The sequence below is a fragment of the Ohtaekwangia kribbensis genome, from assembly GCF_042676245.1.
Taxonomy (GTDB): Bacteria; Bacteroidota; Bacteroidia; order Cytophagales; family Cyclobacteriaceae; genus Ohtaekwangia; species Ohtaekwangia kribbensis.
The window spans coordinates 1,635,303-1,652,639 of sequence record NZ_JBHTKA010000001.1; the positions used below are offsets into that span (position 1 = coordinate 1,635,303).

At 44.9% G+C, this 17,337-nt stretch carries 9 protein-coding genes; 1 reads left to right on the forward strand and 8 read right to left on the reverse strand.

The annotated features are described in order from the left end of the window. Positions 1-12: 12 nt before the first annotated feature. The 4 genes from ACFQ21_RS06525 to ACFQ21_RS06540 form a co-directional block, all read right to left on the reverse strand. On the reverse strand, positions 13-3,132 hold the full coding sequence (locus tag ACFQ21_RS06525; RefSeq protein ID WP_377576518.1) for a SusC/RagA family TonB-linked outer membrane protein: 3,120 nt from the start codon (positions 3,130-3,132) through the stop codon (positions 13-15). 634 nt (positions 3,133-3,766) lie between these two features. After that, entirely contained in the window at positions 3,767-5,362 is a 1,596-nt protein-coding gene (locus ACFQ21_RS06530) for a SusD/RagB family nutrient-binding outer membrane lipoprotein (protein ID WP_377576521.1), read from the reverse strand. An 11-nt stretch (positions 5,363-5,373) separates the two neighbouring features. Then, positions 5,374-9,042, reverse strand: coding sequence for a SusC/RagA family TonB-linked outer membrane protein (locus ACFQ21_RS06535; RefSeq protein WP_377576524.1), 3,669 nt, complete (start codon positions 9,040-9,042; stop codon positions 5,374-5,376). A gap of 64 nt (positions 9,043-9,106) precedes the next feature. Then, on the reverse strand, positions 9,107-10,105 hold the full coding sequence (locus ACFQ21_RS06540; RefSeq protein ID WP_377576528.1) for a FecR family protein: 999 nt from the start codon (positions 10,103-10,105) through the stop codon (positions 9,107-9,109). A gap of 241 nt (positions 10,106-10,346) precedes the next feature. Between ACFQ21_RS06540 and ACFQ21_RS06545 the strand changes: the two genes are divergently transcribed. Beyond that, positions 10,347-12,512, forward strand: a complete 2,166-nt coding sequence (locus ACFQ21_RS06545; protein ID WP_377576531.1) for a glycoside hydrolase family 3 N-terminal domain-containing protein — start codon at positions 10,347-10,349, stop codon at positions 12,510-12,512. A 54-nt stretch (positions 12,513-12,566) separates the two neighbouring features. Here the strand turns inward: ACFQ21_RS06545 and ACFQ21_RS06550 are convergent, their stop codons facing one another. The 4 genes from ACFQ21_RS06550 to ACFQ21_RS06565 are packed head-to-tail and all read right to left on the reverse strand — an operon-like array spanning position 12,567 to position 17,208. Beyond that, positions 12,567-13,703, reverse strand: a complete 1,137-nt coding sequence (locus tag ACFQ21_RS06550) for a bile acid:sodium symporter family protein (protein ID WP_377576534.1) — start codon at positions 13,701-13,703, stop codon at positions 12,567-12,569. 42 nt (positions 13,704-13,745) lie between these two features. Continuing rightward, a complete protein-coding gene (locus tag ACFQ21_RS06555) occupies positions 13,746-14,663 on the reverse strand; it encodes an RraA family protein (RefSeq protein WP_377576537.1) in 918 nt (305 codons plus the stop codon). A 41-nt stretch (positions 14,664-14,704) separates the two neighbouring features. Continuing rightward, positions 14,705-15,994, reverse strand: coding sequence for an amidohydrolase/deacetylase family metallohydrolase (locus tag ACFQ21_RS06560; RefSeq protein ID WP_377576540.1), 1,290 nt, complete (start codon positions 15,992-15,994; stop codon positions 14,705-14,707). Further along, positions 15,994-17,208 (reverse strand): aminotransferase class V-fold PLP-dependent enzyme, encoded by a 1,215-nt coding sequence (locus ACFQ21_RS06565; RefSeq protein ID WP_377576543.1) that lies wholly within the window; start codon positions 17,206-17,208, stop codon positions 15,994-15,996. Before ACFQ21_RS06565 ends, ACFQ21_RS06560 begins: the two co-directional genes overlap by 1 nt. Between the last annotated feature and the right edge of the window lie 129 nt (positions 17,209-17,337).

Sequence of the window (17,337 nt, forward strand, 5' to 3'; positions counted from 1 at the left end):
CGCGACTTTCTTTTAAAAATTTACTTTCACATTAAACCCGATGTCTCTGGTAGTAGGAATATTGAATGATTCAATACCCTGAAGGTTTCCTACTCCGACTCCTTGTTCCGGATCAAAGTATTTAGCCTTGTTAACAAGGAAGAACAGGTTTCTTCCGACAATCGAGAAGTTTACTCCTGTAATTGGACCATCTCCTAAAAGTTTCTTCGGCACTGAATATCCGAGTACCAATTCTCTCAAGCGGACGTTGGTTGCACTGAACACAAAATCTTCTGCAGATCTTGGGTCACGGCTTGCAACCTGTGTCCAATAACTTTCTGCTGTAATGGAAGTTGTATTGGGTGTAGTAGATGTAATGTTACCGTCAGCATCGCGGGTAGCAACAACACCCTTCACTACGAAACCATCGGTGCGTCCGTTAAGTGTAATATCGCTTGCTCCAACGCCAGCCAGTTTTGACTGCGTATAAGAGATCACTTTACCTCCTACTCTTGCATCGATCAGGAAGCTAAGAGAGAAGTCTTTGTAAGACAGTTTGTTTTGTATACCACCCAACCAACTCGGATTGAAGTTACCTGCTTTGACATCAAAGCCTGAAGTAAATTCAGGTAAACCTGTGGTTCCATTTACCAGGATCTGTCCATCGTCCGTACGCTCAAAGCCTCTGATATACAGATCTCCGTAGCCACCACCTTCTTTGATAAGTGTTTGAGCTAATCGCTCATATCCGGTTGTGATCGACAGTTCATCACGACCTTCCATGATGCTAAGTACTTTCGTTCTATAGCTTGAATAGTTAAGGGTTACATCCCATCTGAAGGCATCCGTTTCTACAACACCTGCATTCAGCACTACTTCTATACCCTTGTTCTGAATGGAACCTCCGTTCACTACTTGGGTAGAATATCCGGAAGACTCAGGCACGTTTATAGTAAAGATCTGGTTTTTAGTCTTGGTCTGATACAAAGTAACATCTAAGCCGATTCGATTGTTAAAAAATCTGGCATCTACACCAAACTCGTTTGAAGAGGAAATCTCTGGTTTAAGATTCGGGTTGTTGAGCACTGTTGATGATTGTACAACACCACCGTCAAATCCATAGTAAAGAAGCTGCTGACTCAACCGATAAGGATCAGTGTCATTACCCACAGAAGCATGAGAACCTCTTACTTTCAAATACGTCAGTACATTAGACTCAACGTTAAGCATATCCGTCAATACACCTGAAAGACCTACCGATGGATAGAAGTAAGATCGATTGCTCGCAGGCAGTGCTGATGACCAGTCGTTACGAGCCGTAACATCCAGGAACAAAACATCTTTGTAACCTAACTGCGCAAAACCATAAAGTGAGTTGATGCGCTTTTCATAAGGATCGGAAGTTACGGTAGCAGTAGAGAGATTGCTTATTGCAAAAAAGTTTCTTTTACTCAATGTACCACCTGTACTTAACGTAGATCGTTTCTGCATAAGTGAGTTACCACCAGCACTTATGTTAGCAGAGAAGTCTCCAAATTTTTTATTATAAGACAAAAGGAAATCTGAGTTCAACTCGCGTGTGGTTCCTTTTGATTGTGAATAGCTACCGAAATCATTAGCAATTACAGAAACGGAAGCATACCGGGAAACATCTGTAGAGAGTGATGACTGATCAAGACCCGAACGCACCTGTAAGCTTAGTTCATTCGTAAAGTTATACTTCAAAGAAGCAAACCCGATAAATCTGTTTTGCTCGTCTATTCTCAGGTTTCTGTGTGCAAGCCAGGCCGGGTTCTCCATTACTCCGTTTATAGCGTTGGGATTAGGCCAGTTATATTGAATCTGTCCCGCGTCATCTATATACTGATATTGCTTGTACTGGCTGTACTGCATACTTCTGGGCATCGTATATACACCCTCGCCTATTGATCCTTCACCTGTATTCAGAGCGTTGTCTATTTTCTGATATATATAGTTGGTCTTAACATCCAGTTTCAGTTTGCTGCTGAGGTCACTGGTAATTCTCAAATTCAGGTTATGTCTGTTCAGTTCGTTTCCGGGTACTATACCTTCTGAAGAAGTATTGGTATAGGAAAAATATCCCTGTGTAGTCTGGCTTCCCATAGACGCGGAAATGGTCTTCGCCCAGTTATACCCGGTATTGAAGAAATCCATGCCGTTGTTAGGCTGTGGCGTGAGCGCATAGGTTGCAGGTCCTGCGTAATTAGGATTAAACGAAAGTTGCCATGCTGCTACTTGCTGACCATTCATCTCAGGTCCCCAGCTATTCCGGGATGCAGGATCATACACTCCGGCACTACCTTGACCATATTGATTTTGCAAGTTCAGCAAATTATATGCCTTGGAGAACATCAGGTTTGATGAAACTGATATATTGGTTTTCTGTCCTGCTGTACCTTTTTTAGTGGTGATAATGATAACCCCGTTGCTGGCACGTGTTCCGTATAGCGCTGCTGCAGACGGACCTTTCAATACTGAAATAGAAGCAATGTCTTCCGGGTTGATACTGGATATACCATTGAAGCTGGTAGTACCCCCTATATCTGCTGAAGGTGTAGAAGCCACATTGTTATCCATCGGCACGCCATCTATAACAAAAAGCGGCTGGTTGTTTCCGGTCAGTGAGCGGTTACCACGAAGTGTAATTCTTGATGAGCTACCAACACCGTTACCGGTTGTTGAGAAGCTTAACCCCGCAACTTTACCTGACAGGGAGTTCGCCACGTTCAACGAACGAGCTTCAGAAAGTTCATTCGTTCCAACCATCTGTGCCGAATAGGTTATTGCTTTTTTCTCACGCTCCAAACCAAAAGCAGTAACCACTACTTCGCCAAGCTGAGATATATCCTCAGCCAACACAACATTAACCGCAGTCTGATTATTAACGGGTACTTCCTGAGGTGCATAACCTATAAAGGAAAAAACGAGCGTAGCATTACTGCTCGCTTCAATAGAATACTTTCCATCTGAATCTGTTGAGGTACCGACTGTTGTCCCCTTCACCAACACATTTACTCCTGGCAATGGAGCACCATCACTATTTGAAGTAACTGTACCGCTTATCGTTCCGCTCTGACTTCGCGCTGCATAGGCGAAACAGAAACACAGGGAGAAAACCAAAAAGGTCTTCATCCTTTTCCGTAGATGTTTCATCATAGAGTAATTATATAATTAAGTTTAAAAGGTTGTGCGACAAAAAAATTATAGAGAGGAGCGCGAATTGCGTTGGTGAGCGTGCCCGATTGACCCGGTGCGACTAGAGTATAAATTCTAAATTCAGCATTAACCCAAACTAAATCATTGAACGTTAAATAAACCTTATGAGCAGATAAGGCCTGTCGCACCGGGGCAATGGCTTGTATGATTTCTGTTCTGACATATATATATAGTCTATATGGCAGAAACATATGAAAGCAGGTATAGGCAAATGAATTATTGTAGCAATGATCCATTCTGGTGGTTTTGCTACTAAACGGGAGGCTAATCAGAATCTAATCCCCTTCACCAAAAAATATTTTATTTTTTTAACAAAAACTGATCATTACATAAACAAAACACCGCAACTACAAAATAATATCACAAACCAACCATTAATCACAGAATCAACAAAAAATGCAATAAATACACCTAAAAAAGCCAATTTTTAACAAAAAAATATACCTATATATACGTTAAACATTTATATAATTATACTATGTTATACCATTATCAGTTAGCACAACAAAACCGGATCGGACAATAAAATATTTGGTATTAAGGCATAAGGTCACTGCACATCCCAGAAAACTTTACCATCGCGCGTATCTTTCGCAGCAACAGCATTATAATTACTGTTAAACGTTTTCTCGTTGCCAGGATAGGTAAGCCGGGACGGAGGTAATTCATACCCGGTGAGCGGCGATGTATAGAAGTATAATTGAGGAAGATGCGTTCTCCGCAATTCAGACCAACTTTGAATAGCCTGTAAAAAACCAAAATGTACCCACTTCTGAGTCCAGATGGCTTCGAGCTTATCGTGTTGCGTTCCGGTATAGAGCGGAGCAATGGCGTTGGCTATAAATGTGTCGATAGTCGCATCGGCGGGAGGCGCAATTTTTCTGCCGGACGACTGATTCAGATTGTTGAGGTAGTAATAAAATACAACAGACCTGTTAACGCCTTCGGTATATTCATCAACAGCGCTACCCCCACCCCATCGTTCATAGGCTTCTGCCTTTAGAAAATTAACCTCAGAGGCCGTCATTAGTACTCCGGGCAGTTTCGAATTGTAGAGAAATGTACCTGAATCCAGTATAGCGAACTTCTCCAGGTTTATTTGTTGCTCGGTTTGCGAATATGTTATCGGCATACTGTTGTAGCCCGAGTTCGGCACAAATTGTCCGTTCATGGTTTGTCCGTACTTATCGTATAACACCGGTATCCGCAGGTCTTCTACAGGCTTCAGTACTTCTTCCAGCATAAAGTACGGTGCCGGGTAATTGGTCCAGTCGGTAAAAGCTATATGCAGATCATCGGTATAGTTTACAAGCGGCTGTAACAACACATCATCATTATCGGGGTCGTACTGTGCGGCTACATCACCGGGGAAAGGATAAACACCCGGGTTGCTCAACATTTCCGTTACCTCGGCTTGTGCGCGACTTTCGTTCACAAACGAGATGCGCATCAACAGACGAAGACGTAGTGCATTAGCATACCGCTGCCAGCGCTTGAGATCGCCATGCAGTAAAATATCCTGCGTAGAAAACACTGATTGCGTAGAGGACGACAATTCAGCCGATGAAAAATATTCAGACGCTTCTTTCAAACCTGCCAGCAAGGTATCATATACAACGGCATCGCTGTCAAAAACCGGATATACTACTTCACCTGTCTTATTCAACAAGCCAGCTTCACTGAATGGTATATCTCCCCACATATCAACCATCTGTGCTGCCTGTTCATACAACACCACTTTTGCAGCCTGCCTAAATACTTCCACACTCTTCTGTTCGTCCGTTGATAAGGCCGCATAAGCTTTTTCAATCTCGCGGTATAAAGCCATCACTCCGGAACCATTTGCACTCGGGCGGTAAAAATCATCCCAACGATTACTGATATAGGCCTCATTCTGCTGGTATATATATTCAGTATTCAAAAAACCGACAGACTGCGTATATACACCAATATGCCAGTTTATGAACGTACTCATCTCCCAGTACTGAGGCCGCACGCGGTTATTGTTCAGCATTGCTGTAAAAAACTGATCGATCGTTGCATCCGCGGTACGATCCGGATTCTCATAACGATCATCCAGTTCTTCCTTACAGGATATACCGATCATCAACAGCCCTATACTTATTATAATTTTTCCGAACCTCACATCCCTGATATTTAGAAACTCATATTAAGTGCAAAGCCATAACTTCGTGTAGCAGCATTGGTTCCTTCGTCTATACCCTGATTCAACCAGTTTGTACCAATGGTAGATTCTGGATCAAGATTCTCCAACGTGCGCCAGAGGTAAAAAAGATTTCGTCCTACCAGCGACACACGAATACTTTGAAAGTGCAGCTTGCTAACAAACTCAGCCGGCAGCATATAGCTTAGCACTGCTTCGCGCATTTTTATATAGCTGTTGTCGTATATAGCTGCGTTCTCGTTCCAGGCGTTGCTGCCCCAGTCGTATGTACTCAGGTAGTAGGTTGGTGCATCAATAACTGTTTCGTTGGGTGACCCGTTGTTTGTTACCCCTTTCAATACAACACCGTCATGGTATACCGTGCTCCCATCCGGAGCTGCTGCATTATGCCCTTCAAGCAGAATTTTAGTACCCGTGGCGTTAATATAGTACGGCAATCCACCGGCTTCAGCCGTACGATATCGCAGTGTACTGGTATACATGCCCGAGCCCATACCATATTTTAAAGGAGGCGAAATAATCCGGCCACCAATGCTGTAATCGATCGTGAGGTCGAGTCTGAAATTCTTATACTGTAAAGCATTCACAAATCCACCGGTTACTTTGGGCAGCATGTTACCAGCTTTAACATACCGGGTCTTATCGATGATATATACACCTTTATCATTAATAATAAAGTTACCGTTACTATCTGTCTTGCGCGGGTATACATATATATTTCCAATCGACTCCCCAGGTTCTGCTACAACTTGTATAGCGCTTCCTTCCAGATCGCGAAACACCAGTTTATCAATACCATTTCCCAGCGAATGAACCTTCGATGTATTCAACGCTATATTGACAGCGCTTGTCCATGTAAATGCTGAAGTTACTACTGATGAATTGAGTCCCAGCTCCCAACCGTTATTTTGCAACTGACCTATATTCGTCAGCATTTTACTCGCACCTACGCTCGTGGGTAAATCCAGTTTCAGAATCTGGTTTTTTATTCGGCTGGCGTAGTACGTCAGGTCAACCCCTATCTTTCCTTCCCACAGCTTTGTCTCAAGACCGAATTCTGTCTCATATTTATTTTCGGGTTTGATAGCATTATTACCGTACAGGTTTCCCTGTGTTGAAGCAGCTGTCACAGAACCTTGTGTAGTCTGCAGTGACGTGAGATCATATAGTATATTTGCTTCATAAACGGGTGGAGCATTCCCCACCACGCCATACGACCCGCGAAGCTTGGCGTACGAAACAAAACGAGGCAACGTCACCGCGTCTGACAAAATGAAACTACTATTTACAGATGGATAAAAATACCGGTTATTACCAGGTGCCAATGTAGAAGAATACTCCTGCCGCGCTGTACCTTCCAGAAAAAGCAAATCCTTATAGTTCAAATTTACTATACCCAGAAAAGCATACTTTAAAATAAGCGACTGTGTTTCTGTGGCAATCTTGGTAGCGTTGTAAGAGTTATTCAGACTAAACCAGTTTTCAACAGCCAATCCTCCGCTCGTAGCAGTGGCCTGATCACGATATTGTTCATCCCGCAATTGGAACCCGCTGTTGACCGAGAAAGAAAAATCACGCGATACGGTTTTGCTATAGGTTAACAGAGCATCGGTATATAAAATCGAATACCGCCCGTTGGACACACTATACGACCCGGTGCTGCTGTTAACATTAAAGATTGTCGGGTATTCATTATATCCTTTTCCTTTGATGGAGAGACTTGTAAAGTCATTACCGATCTTACCACGAAAATGCAGGTTGGGTGTAATCTCGTAATGAAGTGTGACACTGGAGATCAGTCGATTCTGGTTCTCGTCTTCACTGTCCCGAAGTTGCTTCCAGAAAAAATTCATTACTTCATAACCGCGCGGTGTTGTAAAGTATAGGGTTTCGGCAGGATCTCGCTGCGATTGATCGTAGGGCACCCATTTATACCCTTTCGATGTTTTATACTTTTCAGACAACAACGACATATCTTCTGCCCTGCTGAAAAATCCATCCCAGCTTGACGTAATCCGATTAATTTTTAACGGACGATTGTGCACCCGGCTATTGGAATAATTCAATACTACATCGGCCGAGAGGCGATCCGATATCTTGATATAGTTATTCAGGTTAAATGTATTGCGTTGCAGTTTACCACCTACCTGTATACCGGCATAGTCGTTTCTGGAATAAGAGAATCGATAGGCAACGCGTTCTGTTTTATTACTGATGGCGGCATTGAATAAGGAATTATAGCCGTGCCTGTAAAAATCTTTATAATTGTTCGGATGAGGACTATAATTTCGTTTTGTACCATCCCACCACATTACCTGCTCGCCATCCATCTTCGGTCCGAATTGTGCATACGATTCAAACAACGGGCGCTTTGTTTCGGCTTCACCATCCTGATCCATATCAACCGGAACCCAACCGGATGCATCAGCACCGAGCGATATATTTCGGTCGCGATCGAAACCCGGACCGTATACATTCTGATAATGCGGAGTAAAGGCAACCTGTTCGAGACTGGCAGTATACCCGATCTCTACACCGAGCCCTGCTTTCTTATCGCCCTTCTTGGTGGTGATCACCACAACACCATTCGCAGCATCGGATCCATAGAGAGCTGTTGCGCCTGCACCTTTCAGCACCGATATCGTTTCAATATCCGATGGATTTATATCCAGTATACCATTGCCCCGAATACGGGCATCGGTATAGTAATCGGTATTGTTTACACCGAGTGCGCCCTTCTCGTTTCCGTCACGCATCAAAACACCATCGACTATATATAGCGGCTGTGCATTATAGTTCAGTGAATTTAAACCGCGAACCTGCATGGTAACAGCACTCGTAGCACCGCCGGGTGCTGTACGTATTCTTACACCCGGAGCTTTCCCATACATGGCGGACACAACGTTGGTATTTCCGGCCTGTGTGATCTGAGACGAATTGATCGTACTCACGGAGTACCCGAGAGCCTTCTGATTTTTGCTAATACCCAATGCCGTGATAACAACTTCCGAAAGCTGCGACAGGTTTTCAGCCAGCACAACGTCAACGTGCTGTTCACCGGTATAGGACACTTCCTTCACCATATACCCTATATGGGAGAACACCAATACATTTTCATTATCCTGCGGAAAGCTGATCGAGTAATTGCCTTCCATATCGGTTAGCGTACCAATGCCTTCTTCTTTCAGGAATATACTCACACCGGCAATGGCTTCGTCAAACTGGTTTGTTACCTTTCCGGATATCGTTAGTGTTTTAGCTTCGGCAAGCCGCTCACGTTTCGGGTATATAACATAGATCGTCTGATCTATACCTTCCACCCGTTTATACTCCAGGTTGTGCGGAGCAAGCATTTCGTCAAGGTATACTTCCAGCGATTTACGTTCGTCTGCCGTATAGGTGACAAACTTATTTTCCAGAAAATCTTTCTGATAGGCGAAGCTTACGTGATTCCGCTCTTCGAGTTTACGCAACGCATCGGCTAAAGGAATTGGTTTATCAACAGACTGACTAAGAAGAGGTTTATTAACCGCAGAGCGATTTTTTATAGTTGCACCCTGTGCATAGATATAACCAACCATGCTATAGCATGCGACAAAAGCACAAAACGCTTTCATCACTCTTTGTGATTGGCAGCTCATTGGATCGAGGTTTACCTATAGGGTTTGGAGACTGGATAGAGAAAACCTATTCCACCAAAGGTAATCAATCCTGATGATTGGGACTTATAACGATCTGCTTTTTATTTTGCTCGATTTGGACATCCAATATTTCTCCAAGAACTTGCAATAAAACATCCACATTTTTACGGGATATCTTTGCTGTTACACGTTTGTCCATTAAAGCCGATTCGGTTACGTGCACCTGCACTCCGAAGTTATCTTCAATGTCCTGAATGATTCCGGAGAGCGGAGTATCATTATAGATGAAGAGATTATTTTTCCACGCCAGCGTATTCTCTGCTTTTGCATCACGGTTGAACCATACTGGATTTGTGTCTTTGATCACCGCGAGATCACCGGGTTTTAATATCACGTTTTCTTTCGCAGTCTGCAGCTCGATTCTTCCCGATTGCAGATATACCGCAGTATTTCCTTTACGTGTATTTACGTTGAACTCCGTGCCGAGTACCTGCACTGAAAAATCTTCAAACGTTTCTACTATAAATTCTTTGTTATCGCCCGTATGTACTACATCAAAGAAAGCTTCGCCCGTTAGGAATACCTTGCGTTTAGTTCCTGTCCAATTGGTATTATATACAAGCTGCGAGTTGGCATTCAATGCCACGCGCGATCCATCCGGAAGTATAAATTCTTTGATTTCTCCAAAGGCAGTTCTATAGGTAACATCAGCCTGCTGCGCGGGCCATAAAACATATATCGCAGCCAGCACCATCATCGCAGCTATAGCTGCTGCCCAGGCTCTGTAATTCTGTGTGCTTTGTGTTTGTTGCTGCGTCTCTTGTTCTGCGTTCTCTTTTATCTTTCCCCACACATCGAGAAAAGCAGTAGTGATCTCGTTGTCTGTGCGCAAGCCAGCGAGTTTAACAAGTTGTTTAGCTTTATGAATGTCTTCTTCTCTGTGAGGATTACTTTCAAGCCATCGGTTCCAGAACTGAGTAGACTCATCATCCGGGCTCAGCACCCATTTCCTAAAACTGTCGTCCAATGCAAGATCCTCAGCAGAATAATTACTATAGCGCATCTAAATAAATCTATCGATCCCTTAAATTTAACAATGATAATCGTATATCCATACAGGGATGGAACATACTCCAAGTTATTCTGCTCTACACTCTGGAACCCTTTAAACGACTATCTCCCGGAAATCTAATCTTAATAACCGCAGAAAAAAGAATAAAAAAAATTTTCCGCGCCGCATGTCCCATTAAAATGATTTACTGTCAATATTTGAACCCTCAAATCAATTTTAACCCGGTTCTGCCATGCGAACGCTTTACTTCATACACACGTTTCTGTGTGTAATTTTATTCACCCTGCCTGCTGCTGCACAAAGCACGGTGCAACCTTACCAGAATGCAAGTCTCCCGGCAGACGATCGCGTGCGCGATCTGCTGAAGCAACTCACGCTCGAAGAGAAAATTCACCTGTTCGGTTTTAACAGCAAAGGTGTGCCGCGTCTTGGTATACCGGTATATAACTGGTGGAATGAAGCATTGCACGGAGTAGCACGGGCCGGTGAAGCAACGGTATTTCCGCAGGCTATTGCCCTGGCGGCAACGTTCAACGATGATCTGCAACATTCCATCGCAGATGTTATTTCTACCGAGGCACGCGCCAAGTATAACCTGGCCGTGAAACAAGATCGCAGGATACAGTATATGGGACTAACGTTCTGGTCTCCGAACATTAATATATTCCGCGATCCGCGCTGGGGCCGTGGACAGGAAACATACGGTGAAGATCCGTACCTCACAGCGCGCATGGGGAAAGCTTTTGTAAAGGGCTTGCAGGGAAACGATCCGCATTATCTCAAAACATCAGCGTGCGCCAAACACTTTGCCGTGCACAGTGGCCCGGAAGCAAACCGCCATACATTCAATGCTATTGTTGACGAGAAAGATCTGCGCGAAACATATCTCTATGCTTTTCATGAACTGGTAGGTGCCGGTGTCGAATCGGTGATGTGTGGCTATAACCGTGTGAATGACGAACCTTGTTGTACAGGCAATACTTTGCTGCATAAAATACTTCGTGAAGAATGGGGATTCAAGGGACATGTAGTAACAGACTGCTGGGCGCTCGAAGATATATGGCTGCGTCATAAAGTAATGCCCGATGCTGTACACGTTGCTGCAGCGGCAATCAAAGCCGGTGTGAATCTAGATTGCTCCAATATGCTGCAGGATGATCTGATGAAAGCGGTTCAGCAAAATCTTATCACCGAAAAAGAAATTGATGATGCTCTTGCTCCTTCCCTGCGCACACAATTTAAACTTGGGTTCTACGACAACCCTGAAAATGTACCGTTCTCGTCTTTAGGACAAGAGAGTATACGTAGCGCAACCCATGTTAACTATGCGCGTAAGGCTGCTCAACAAAGTATGGTACTGCTGAAAAACGACAAGAATATACTTCCGTTGAAATCAGAATCGTATGGAAGTATACTTGTGGCCGGAGCTAACGCGGCATCGCTCGATGCGTTGTTAGGAAATTATCACGGTGTTTCTTCGGATGTAGTCACGTTCGTGGAAGGCATTACCAAAGCTGCCGGTCCTGCTACCGTTGTGCAGTATGACCTGGGTTGTAACGATGTTGACTCAGTACATTTCGGTGGTTTGTGGGCATCCGAGAACAGTGATGTTACCATTGCCGTGGTAGGACTTACGCCTGTGCTGGAAGGTGAAGAAGGCGATGCATTTCTCGCGGCTCACGGTGGCGATAAAGCTGACCTGAATATACCGGCCAGCCATATAGCATTTCTAAAAGCACTACGCAAGAAACACAAGAAGCCGATTATAGCTGTAGTAACTGCCGGCAGTGCTATAAATGTAGCTGCGATCGAGCCCTACGCGGATGCCGTTATACTTGCCTGGTATCCCGGAGAACAAGGCGGAAACGCTTTGGCAGATATACTCTTCGGAAAAGTTTCTCCTTCAGGACGACTGCCAGTAACGTTCTACAAATCATTCAACGATCTGCCTGCTTACGACAGCTACGCTACCAAAGGAAGAACGTATCGTTACTTTACGGGCGAGGTGCAATATCCTTTTGGATTTGGACTAAGCTATACGCAGTTCGCTTACGCCTGGAAAGAAAAACCACGCGAATCCTACAAAGCAAAAGATATAGTTTCATGTACGGTGCAAGTAAAGAATACCGGTTCGTATGATGGCGATGAAGTTGTTCAGGCCTATATCAAGTATCCTACTGGTGAGCGTGCTCCGTTGAAGGAGCTGAAGCAATTCAGTCGCGTACATATAGCCAAAGGTGGTCAGCAGGATATAACGTTAAGTATACCGATTGCTGATCTGCAAAAGTGGAACCTGAATAAAAGTACCTGGGAAGTTGTGCCGGGCAAGTATACTATATTTGTTGGCGGCAACTCACAAGATGAAAAAGCTGTCGCTAGCTTTACGATAAAGAAATAATAGTTCATGATTTCCCGCAGAAGCATTCTGCGGGAAATCATTTTTCAATGGATATCAACGCTCTGTCTCAAGTTTTCCCCTGACAGTCTCCTCTACTTTCCTCACCTCATCATCTTCAATCAGACGCCCACGCCACCAGGTTGCAAGCATTGATCCGGTTATATTCATGAGTGGACCAAATATAGCAGGCGCCAATCCTACGGTTGCAAGCTTGCCCATCTCCCGGGCTATACCGGAAGCAAGACCACCGTTTTGCATCCCCACTTCAATGGCAATGGTTCGGCAATCCTGTTCCTGCATACGGAACAATCGTGCAGACCAGTATCCTAAAAAATATCCTGCAGTGTTATGAATGAGTGAAGACGCAATCAATGCTATACCTATCTCCAGCAAACTTCCGCGACCGGCTGCTGTAATAATGAGTATAATAAACCCGATGCCTGCCATAGAGAGTAGTGGCATTGCTTCGTCAAGCCATTTCACTTTGCCTTTCAGCAGATGATTGAAGAGTAAACCTGCTCCTACCGGGAGAATTACAATCTTGGTAATGTCCCAAACCATCTTCACAACATCAATCTCGATGAACTGTCCTGCGAGTAGCTTCATGAGCAACGGAGTAAGTATAGGCGCCAGAAAAGTTGATACAGTAGTAAGTGTAATGGAAAGCGCCAGATTAGCTCGTGCGAGATACGATATAACATTAGACGCCATACCGCACGGAGAACACCCAATGAGTATAACACCCGCGGCAATCTCCGGGGGAAAATCAAATATACTCGCAAGTGTAAAACCGAGCAGCGGCATAATGGTAAAGTGATTGAGTGTACCTACAATCACGCCCTTCGGCATGCGAATGATACCTATAAAATCCTGCGCACTCATCGCGGTTCCCATACCGAACATAATGATCTGTAGCAATGGCGTTATCATGCGGTCGAGCCGGAAATCGCCAACGGTAATAAAATACTGCGGATAAAACATGGCTGCAATCACCGCAGCGATCACCATCATGGTATAGGTATATCCCTTCAGCGCAGCATATCGGCGAAAGCCCAATGCCAGCAGCACCACAGCCGCCACCAGTAATATACCCGAGCCACTATCTGCGTCTGTCCATATCAATATACCGGCTGTCAGCAAGCAAAGAGCCGACAGGCAAAAAAAGGTTTTATAGCTATATATCCTGAGCATCTTTAAAAGTTAATGTAGTCTGATTGATCGCAGGAAGAATCCTCACCAGGTTCTGTTCTTCATAAACTCATCCAGCTCGGCACGCTTCATAGGCAATGCTCCGGGATTTTTATCGAGCCATTGCAAAAAGGCTTCCTTTACTCTGTCTGTCCACTGGTTGTCAATCTCGCCCGGAGTAAATCTGCCTTCACGTAGCATCGCGTAAGCAAACTTGTCGCGAAGGGAAAGGAACTCCGCGGTGATAATCACTTTCTGAGCAAGGTGTGCCGGTATAAAAATTACGCCCTCTTCTTTGGCCAACACGAGGTCGCCCGGCAACACTACGGCTTGTCCTAAACGTATGGGTGTATTTAAACCGATCAACACTACATTTTCCAGGTACGATGGATCCCAGTCGCGAACCCACGCGTTAAAGCCTTGTATATTAGATATACCTTCGAGGTCGCGTGCGGCACTGTTAAAGATAACTCCGTTTCCCGACTTCGCATAGATCGAGCTTGCCAGGTTGTCGCCAATCAATGTACCGCCCTGTATCTTGCCAAAACAGTCTGCTACATATATATCGCCTTTGCTTAATTTATCAATGGGCCATGCATTGGTATTTCCGATGCGGCCTTCCTTTTTACCGCGCTCTTTGATGTTCTTCTCTATATCCGGGCGACTCGGTATATACATGGCTGTTAACGCACGCCCAACCATCACTGCGTTATGATTCACAACCTTCCAGTTCCCTTCAAACTGACAGCGGTAGCCTTCATTCTTCAACACAAGCCATGCCTCTTCTATTGTAACGTGTTTGGCACGTTCCAGCAGTTCATCGGGTAACTTCGGTCGGCCATCAGTAAAACGTTCGCCTTTCCACTCTGAGGTAAGAAATATAAGTTCGTCTCGCGCTATAGTTTGTGCGAGTGAAACGACCACCGGTGCAAGCACCAGTAGCAACATCATCATTGACTTCATGTATATCTACTTTGCGTTGGTTGTCCTTACAGATTTATTCTTTATTTACCACGAGCGGTTTGCTCCGGCATCCATACCAGACTTGAAATACCATTGAGGTCGTACACAATTTTTCCCGCACGTATAGTCAGCTCGCATTGCAGTTTTTTAGTACCGGCTACTTTATTCCCGCCAGAATCTACAAAACCAAATTTACCGTTCTGTACAGTGAACACCGCTATATCTGCAACAGCACCGACAGACAGATGTCCTAAGTCATCGCGGTTAATGGCTTTAGCGGAAGCCCACGTGGTGCATTGAATCACCTGCTGTAGATTCATCCCTATATTTAGGAATTTAGACATCACATTCAGAAGATCCTTCATGCCGGCATTCATGCTGCCGGTATGTATATCGGTGCTGATAGTATTCGGAAAGAATCCGTTCTTTATAGCGGGGACAGCTTGTGAAAACAGAAAACTTCCTCCGCCATGACCTACATCGAAAAGTATACCGCGCTGTTGAGCCTCACGCGCAAATGGAAGGACATTACCTTGCGCATCCACAACAGGTACTCTGCCGGCAACGCGCGCGAATGTATGGGTAAATATATCTCCCGGACGTAAGTGTTTTTCCAGAAGCTCCTGCAGCGACAACGGAGGAATGTGTCCACCGAAATCGATCATCACCGGTATACGTGCTATCTTCCCGGCAGCGACCGCGCGATCCACCGGTTCCCATTCACTGCCGGAGTAATGCGCTACTTTAATGCCTACAATTTCACGATGCTGTTGTGCCACCAGCGCTGTCATGCGCGCATCCATATCTGCCAGGTTCTGCTCATACGGACCACCGCGCATTCCTTCACCTACTATATTTAAGAAAGAGAGTACGCGCGTTTTGGATTGTCGTATCGTCTGATCGCGAAAGACTGTAAAATTTTTCCATCCGGCACCACCGGCATCCACTACCGTAGTGATGCCACACCGAAAGGTAAATCCATCGGGAGGCAGTGCCTCGAAGCCGTTGCTCAAATAATGATCAGGCTCTGTGCCATAAAAATTATGAGAATGAAGATCGATAAGTCCGGAAGATATATACATACCCGAAACATCAATCACCTGCCGCGCGCGCGAAGCATCGAGATTTCTACCAATGGCCACAATCGTATCGGCACGCACCGCTATATCGGCAGGTCCATTGATATTATTTTTCGGATCGATAATATGACCGCCCTTTAACAGCAACGTATAGTCTTGTGCATATAGCCTGTTATCCAATAGTAAAAAGATTATAAGCAAACCACGCAACCATATCGGTCTCAATCGATGTATAGATAATCGAGCAAGCATTACACAGCAGCTTTAAGCAACGCTTCGCGAAGTCGCGATGCCACAATTCTCTCCTGTCCGGGCACGAGCATCCAGGTTGTAATGCTTACACTGTTGGCACCGCCACCGGCTACTTCAATTGACGGATGTCCCGTTCGAAGCTTTTCCTTCAGTTCATCACCGGAGAGCTTTACCTGCTTCGTATTCCACGACACATTCAGTGTAGGTATATGGTTGGCAATGGGTGGTACATCTATCTTTGTTTCCACACCCGGCATCAATTTAATGGCATCGTTGATAACAGCGATCTGGGCCTCCCACATCTTCCACTCCTGCGCATGATCTCTGGCAAGGTATACTTCGAGCGCAATCAGCATTCCCAGAATTTCTTCCTTATTTACTTTCATGCAACGCCCTACGGTGTTACCGCGTGGCGGAGCACTTAACCGGGCCGCTGCAACCAGGTCTTTTCTTCCCAACAGAAGTCCTGCGCTTTGCGGACCGCGTATACCTTTTCCCCCGGAGAAACACACCAGGTCGAATCCCATACGGGTATATTTCCAAAGATTCTCTACCGGTGGAACATCCGCGGCACAATCGTTTATAGTAGGTATACTATATTTTCGGGCAACTTCCACAAATTCTTCAGCGCGGATTTTCCCTTCGAAATTATTGGCGTTCACAAAGAACATCAACGCTGTCTGACTGTTGATCGCCTTCTCAAGCTCGGCACGTGTCTCCACGAATATTACTTTCACTCCACAGTTACGCAGCGCATGTGCATATACTATATCGTGCGCCTTTTGCATGATCACTTCCGTTTTCATGCCGCTGCCTTCGAGATGAGGAATCATCGCAGCTTTCTTTTCATCCATGCCGCTTAATATACCGGCTGTTGCCAGTGTAATGGCCGATGCTGCCCCGGAAGTAACTGTTGCGGCTTCACAATGTAACAGGGTCGCGATTCGCTCCCCTACCTTATCCTGCAACTCATCCAGCAATACATATTCTTTGGACGCATACTGTATACCCTCCACCACTTCATCCGCCATAAGCGACCCTGTCATGGAAGTATAGGTACCCGCAGCATTAATAAACGTACGGATACCCAGCTCCTTAAAATAATCTTTATGCCGTGGTGCTGCCACTATATCCAACGGCATTACACTGGCAGCCAGTCCACCCAGTAAAGGCAGCGTTGAAATCTGTTTTAATACATCTCTGCGTTTAGGCATATCTTAATCTTAATCATGGTAATAACTATATTTTAAAATCTCACAGCTCACACCTCGAAGCTCACAGCTATTTTTTAAACAATAGCTTCCACGGCTCTTGACCAAACCAAGCAAGAGCACGTGAGAAGC

Excerpts from the sequence above, each read along its gene's own strand:
- ACFQ21_RS06565 (WP_377576543.1), bottom strand. The coding sequence starts at position 17,208 with ATGCCTAAACGCAGAGATGTATTAAAACAGATTTCAACGCTGCCTTTA.
- ACFQ21_RS06540 (WP_377576528.1), bottom strand. The coding sequence starts at position 10,105 with ATGCGCTATAGTAATTATTCTGCTGAGGATCTTGCATTGGACGACAGT.
- ACFQ21_RS06525 (WP_377576518.1), bottom strand. The coding sequence starts at position 3,132 with ATGAAGACCTTTTTGGTTTTCTCCCTGTGTTTCTGTTTCGCCTATGCA.
- ACFQ21_RS06545 (WP_377576531.1), top strand. The coding sequence starts at position 10,347 with ATGCGAACGCTTTACTTCATACACACGTTTCTGTGTGTAATTTTATTC.
- ACFQ21_RS06550 (WP_377576534.1), bottom strand. The coding sequence starts at position 13,703 with ATGCTCAGGATATATAGCTATAAAACCTTTTTTTGCCTGTCGGCTCTT.
- ACFQ21_RS06560 (WP_377576540.1), bottom strand. The coding sequence starts at position 15,994 with ATGCTTGCTCGATTATCTATACATCGATTGAGACCGATATGGTTGCGT.
- ACFQ21_RS06555 (WP_377576537.1), bottom strand. The coding sequence starts at position 14,663 with ATGAAGTCAATGATGATGTTGCTACTGGTGCTTGCACCGGTGGTCGTT.
- ACFQ21_RS06535 (WP_377576524.1), bottom strand. The coding sequence starts at position 9,042 with ATGAGCTGCCAATCACAAAGAGTGATGAAAGCGTTTTGTGCTTTTGTC.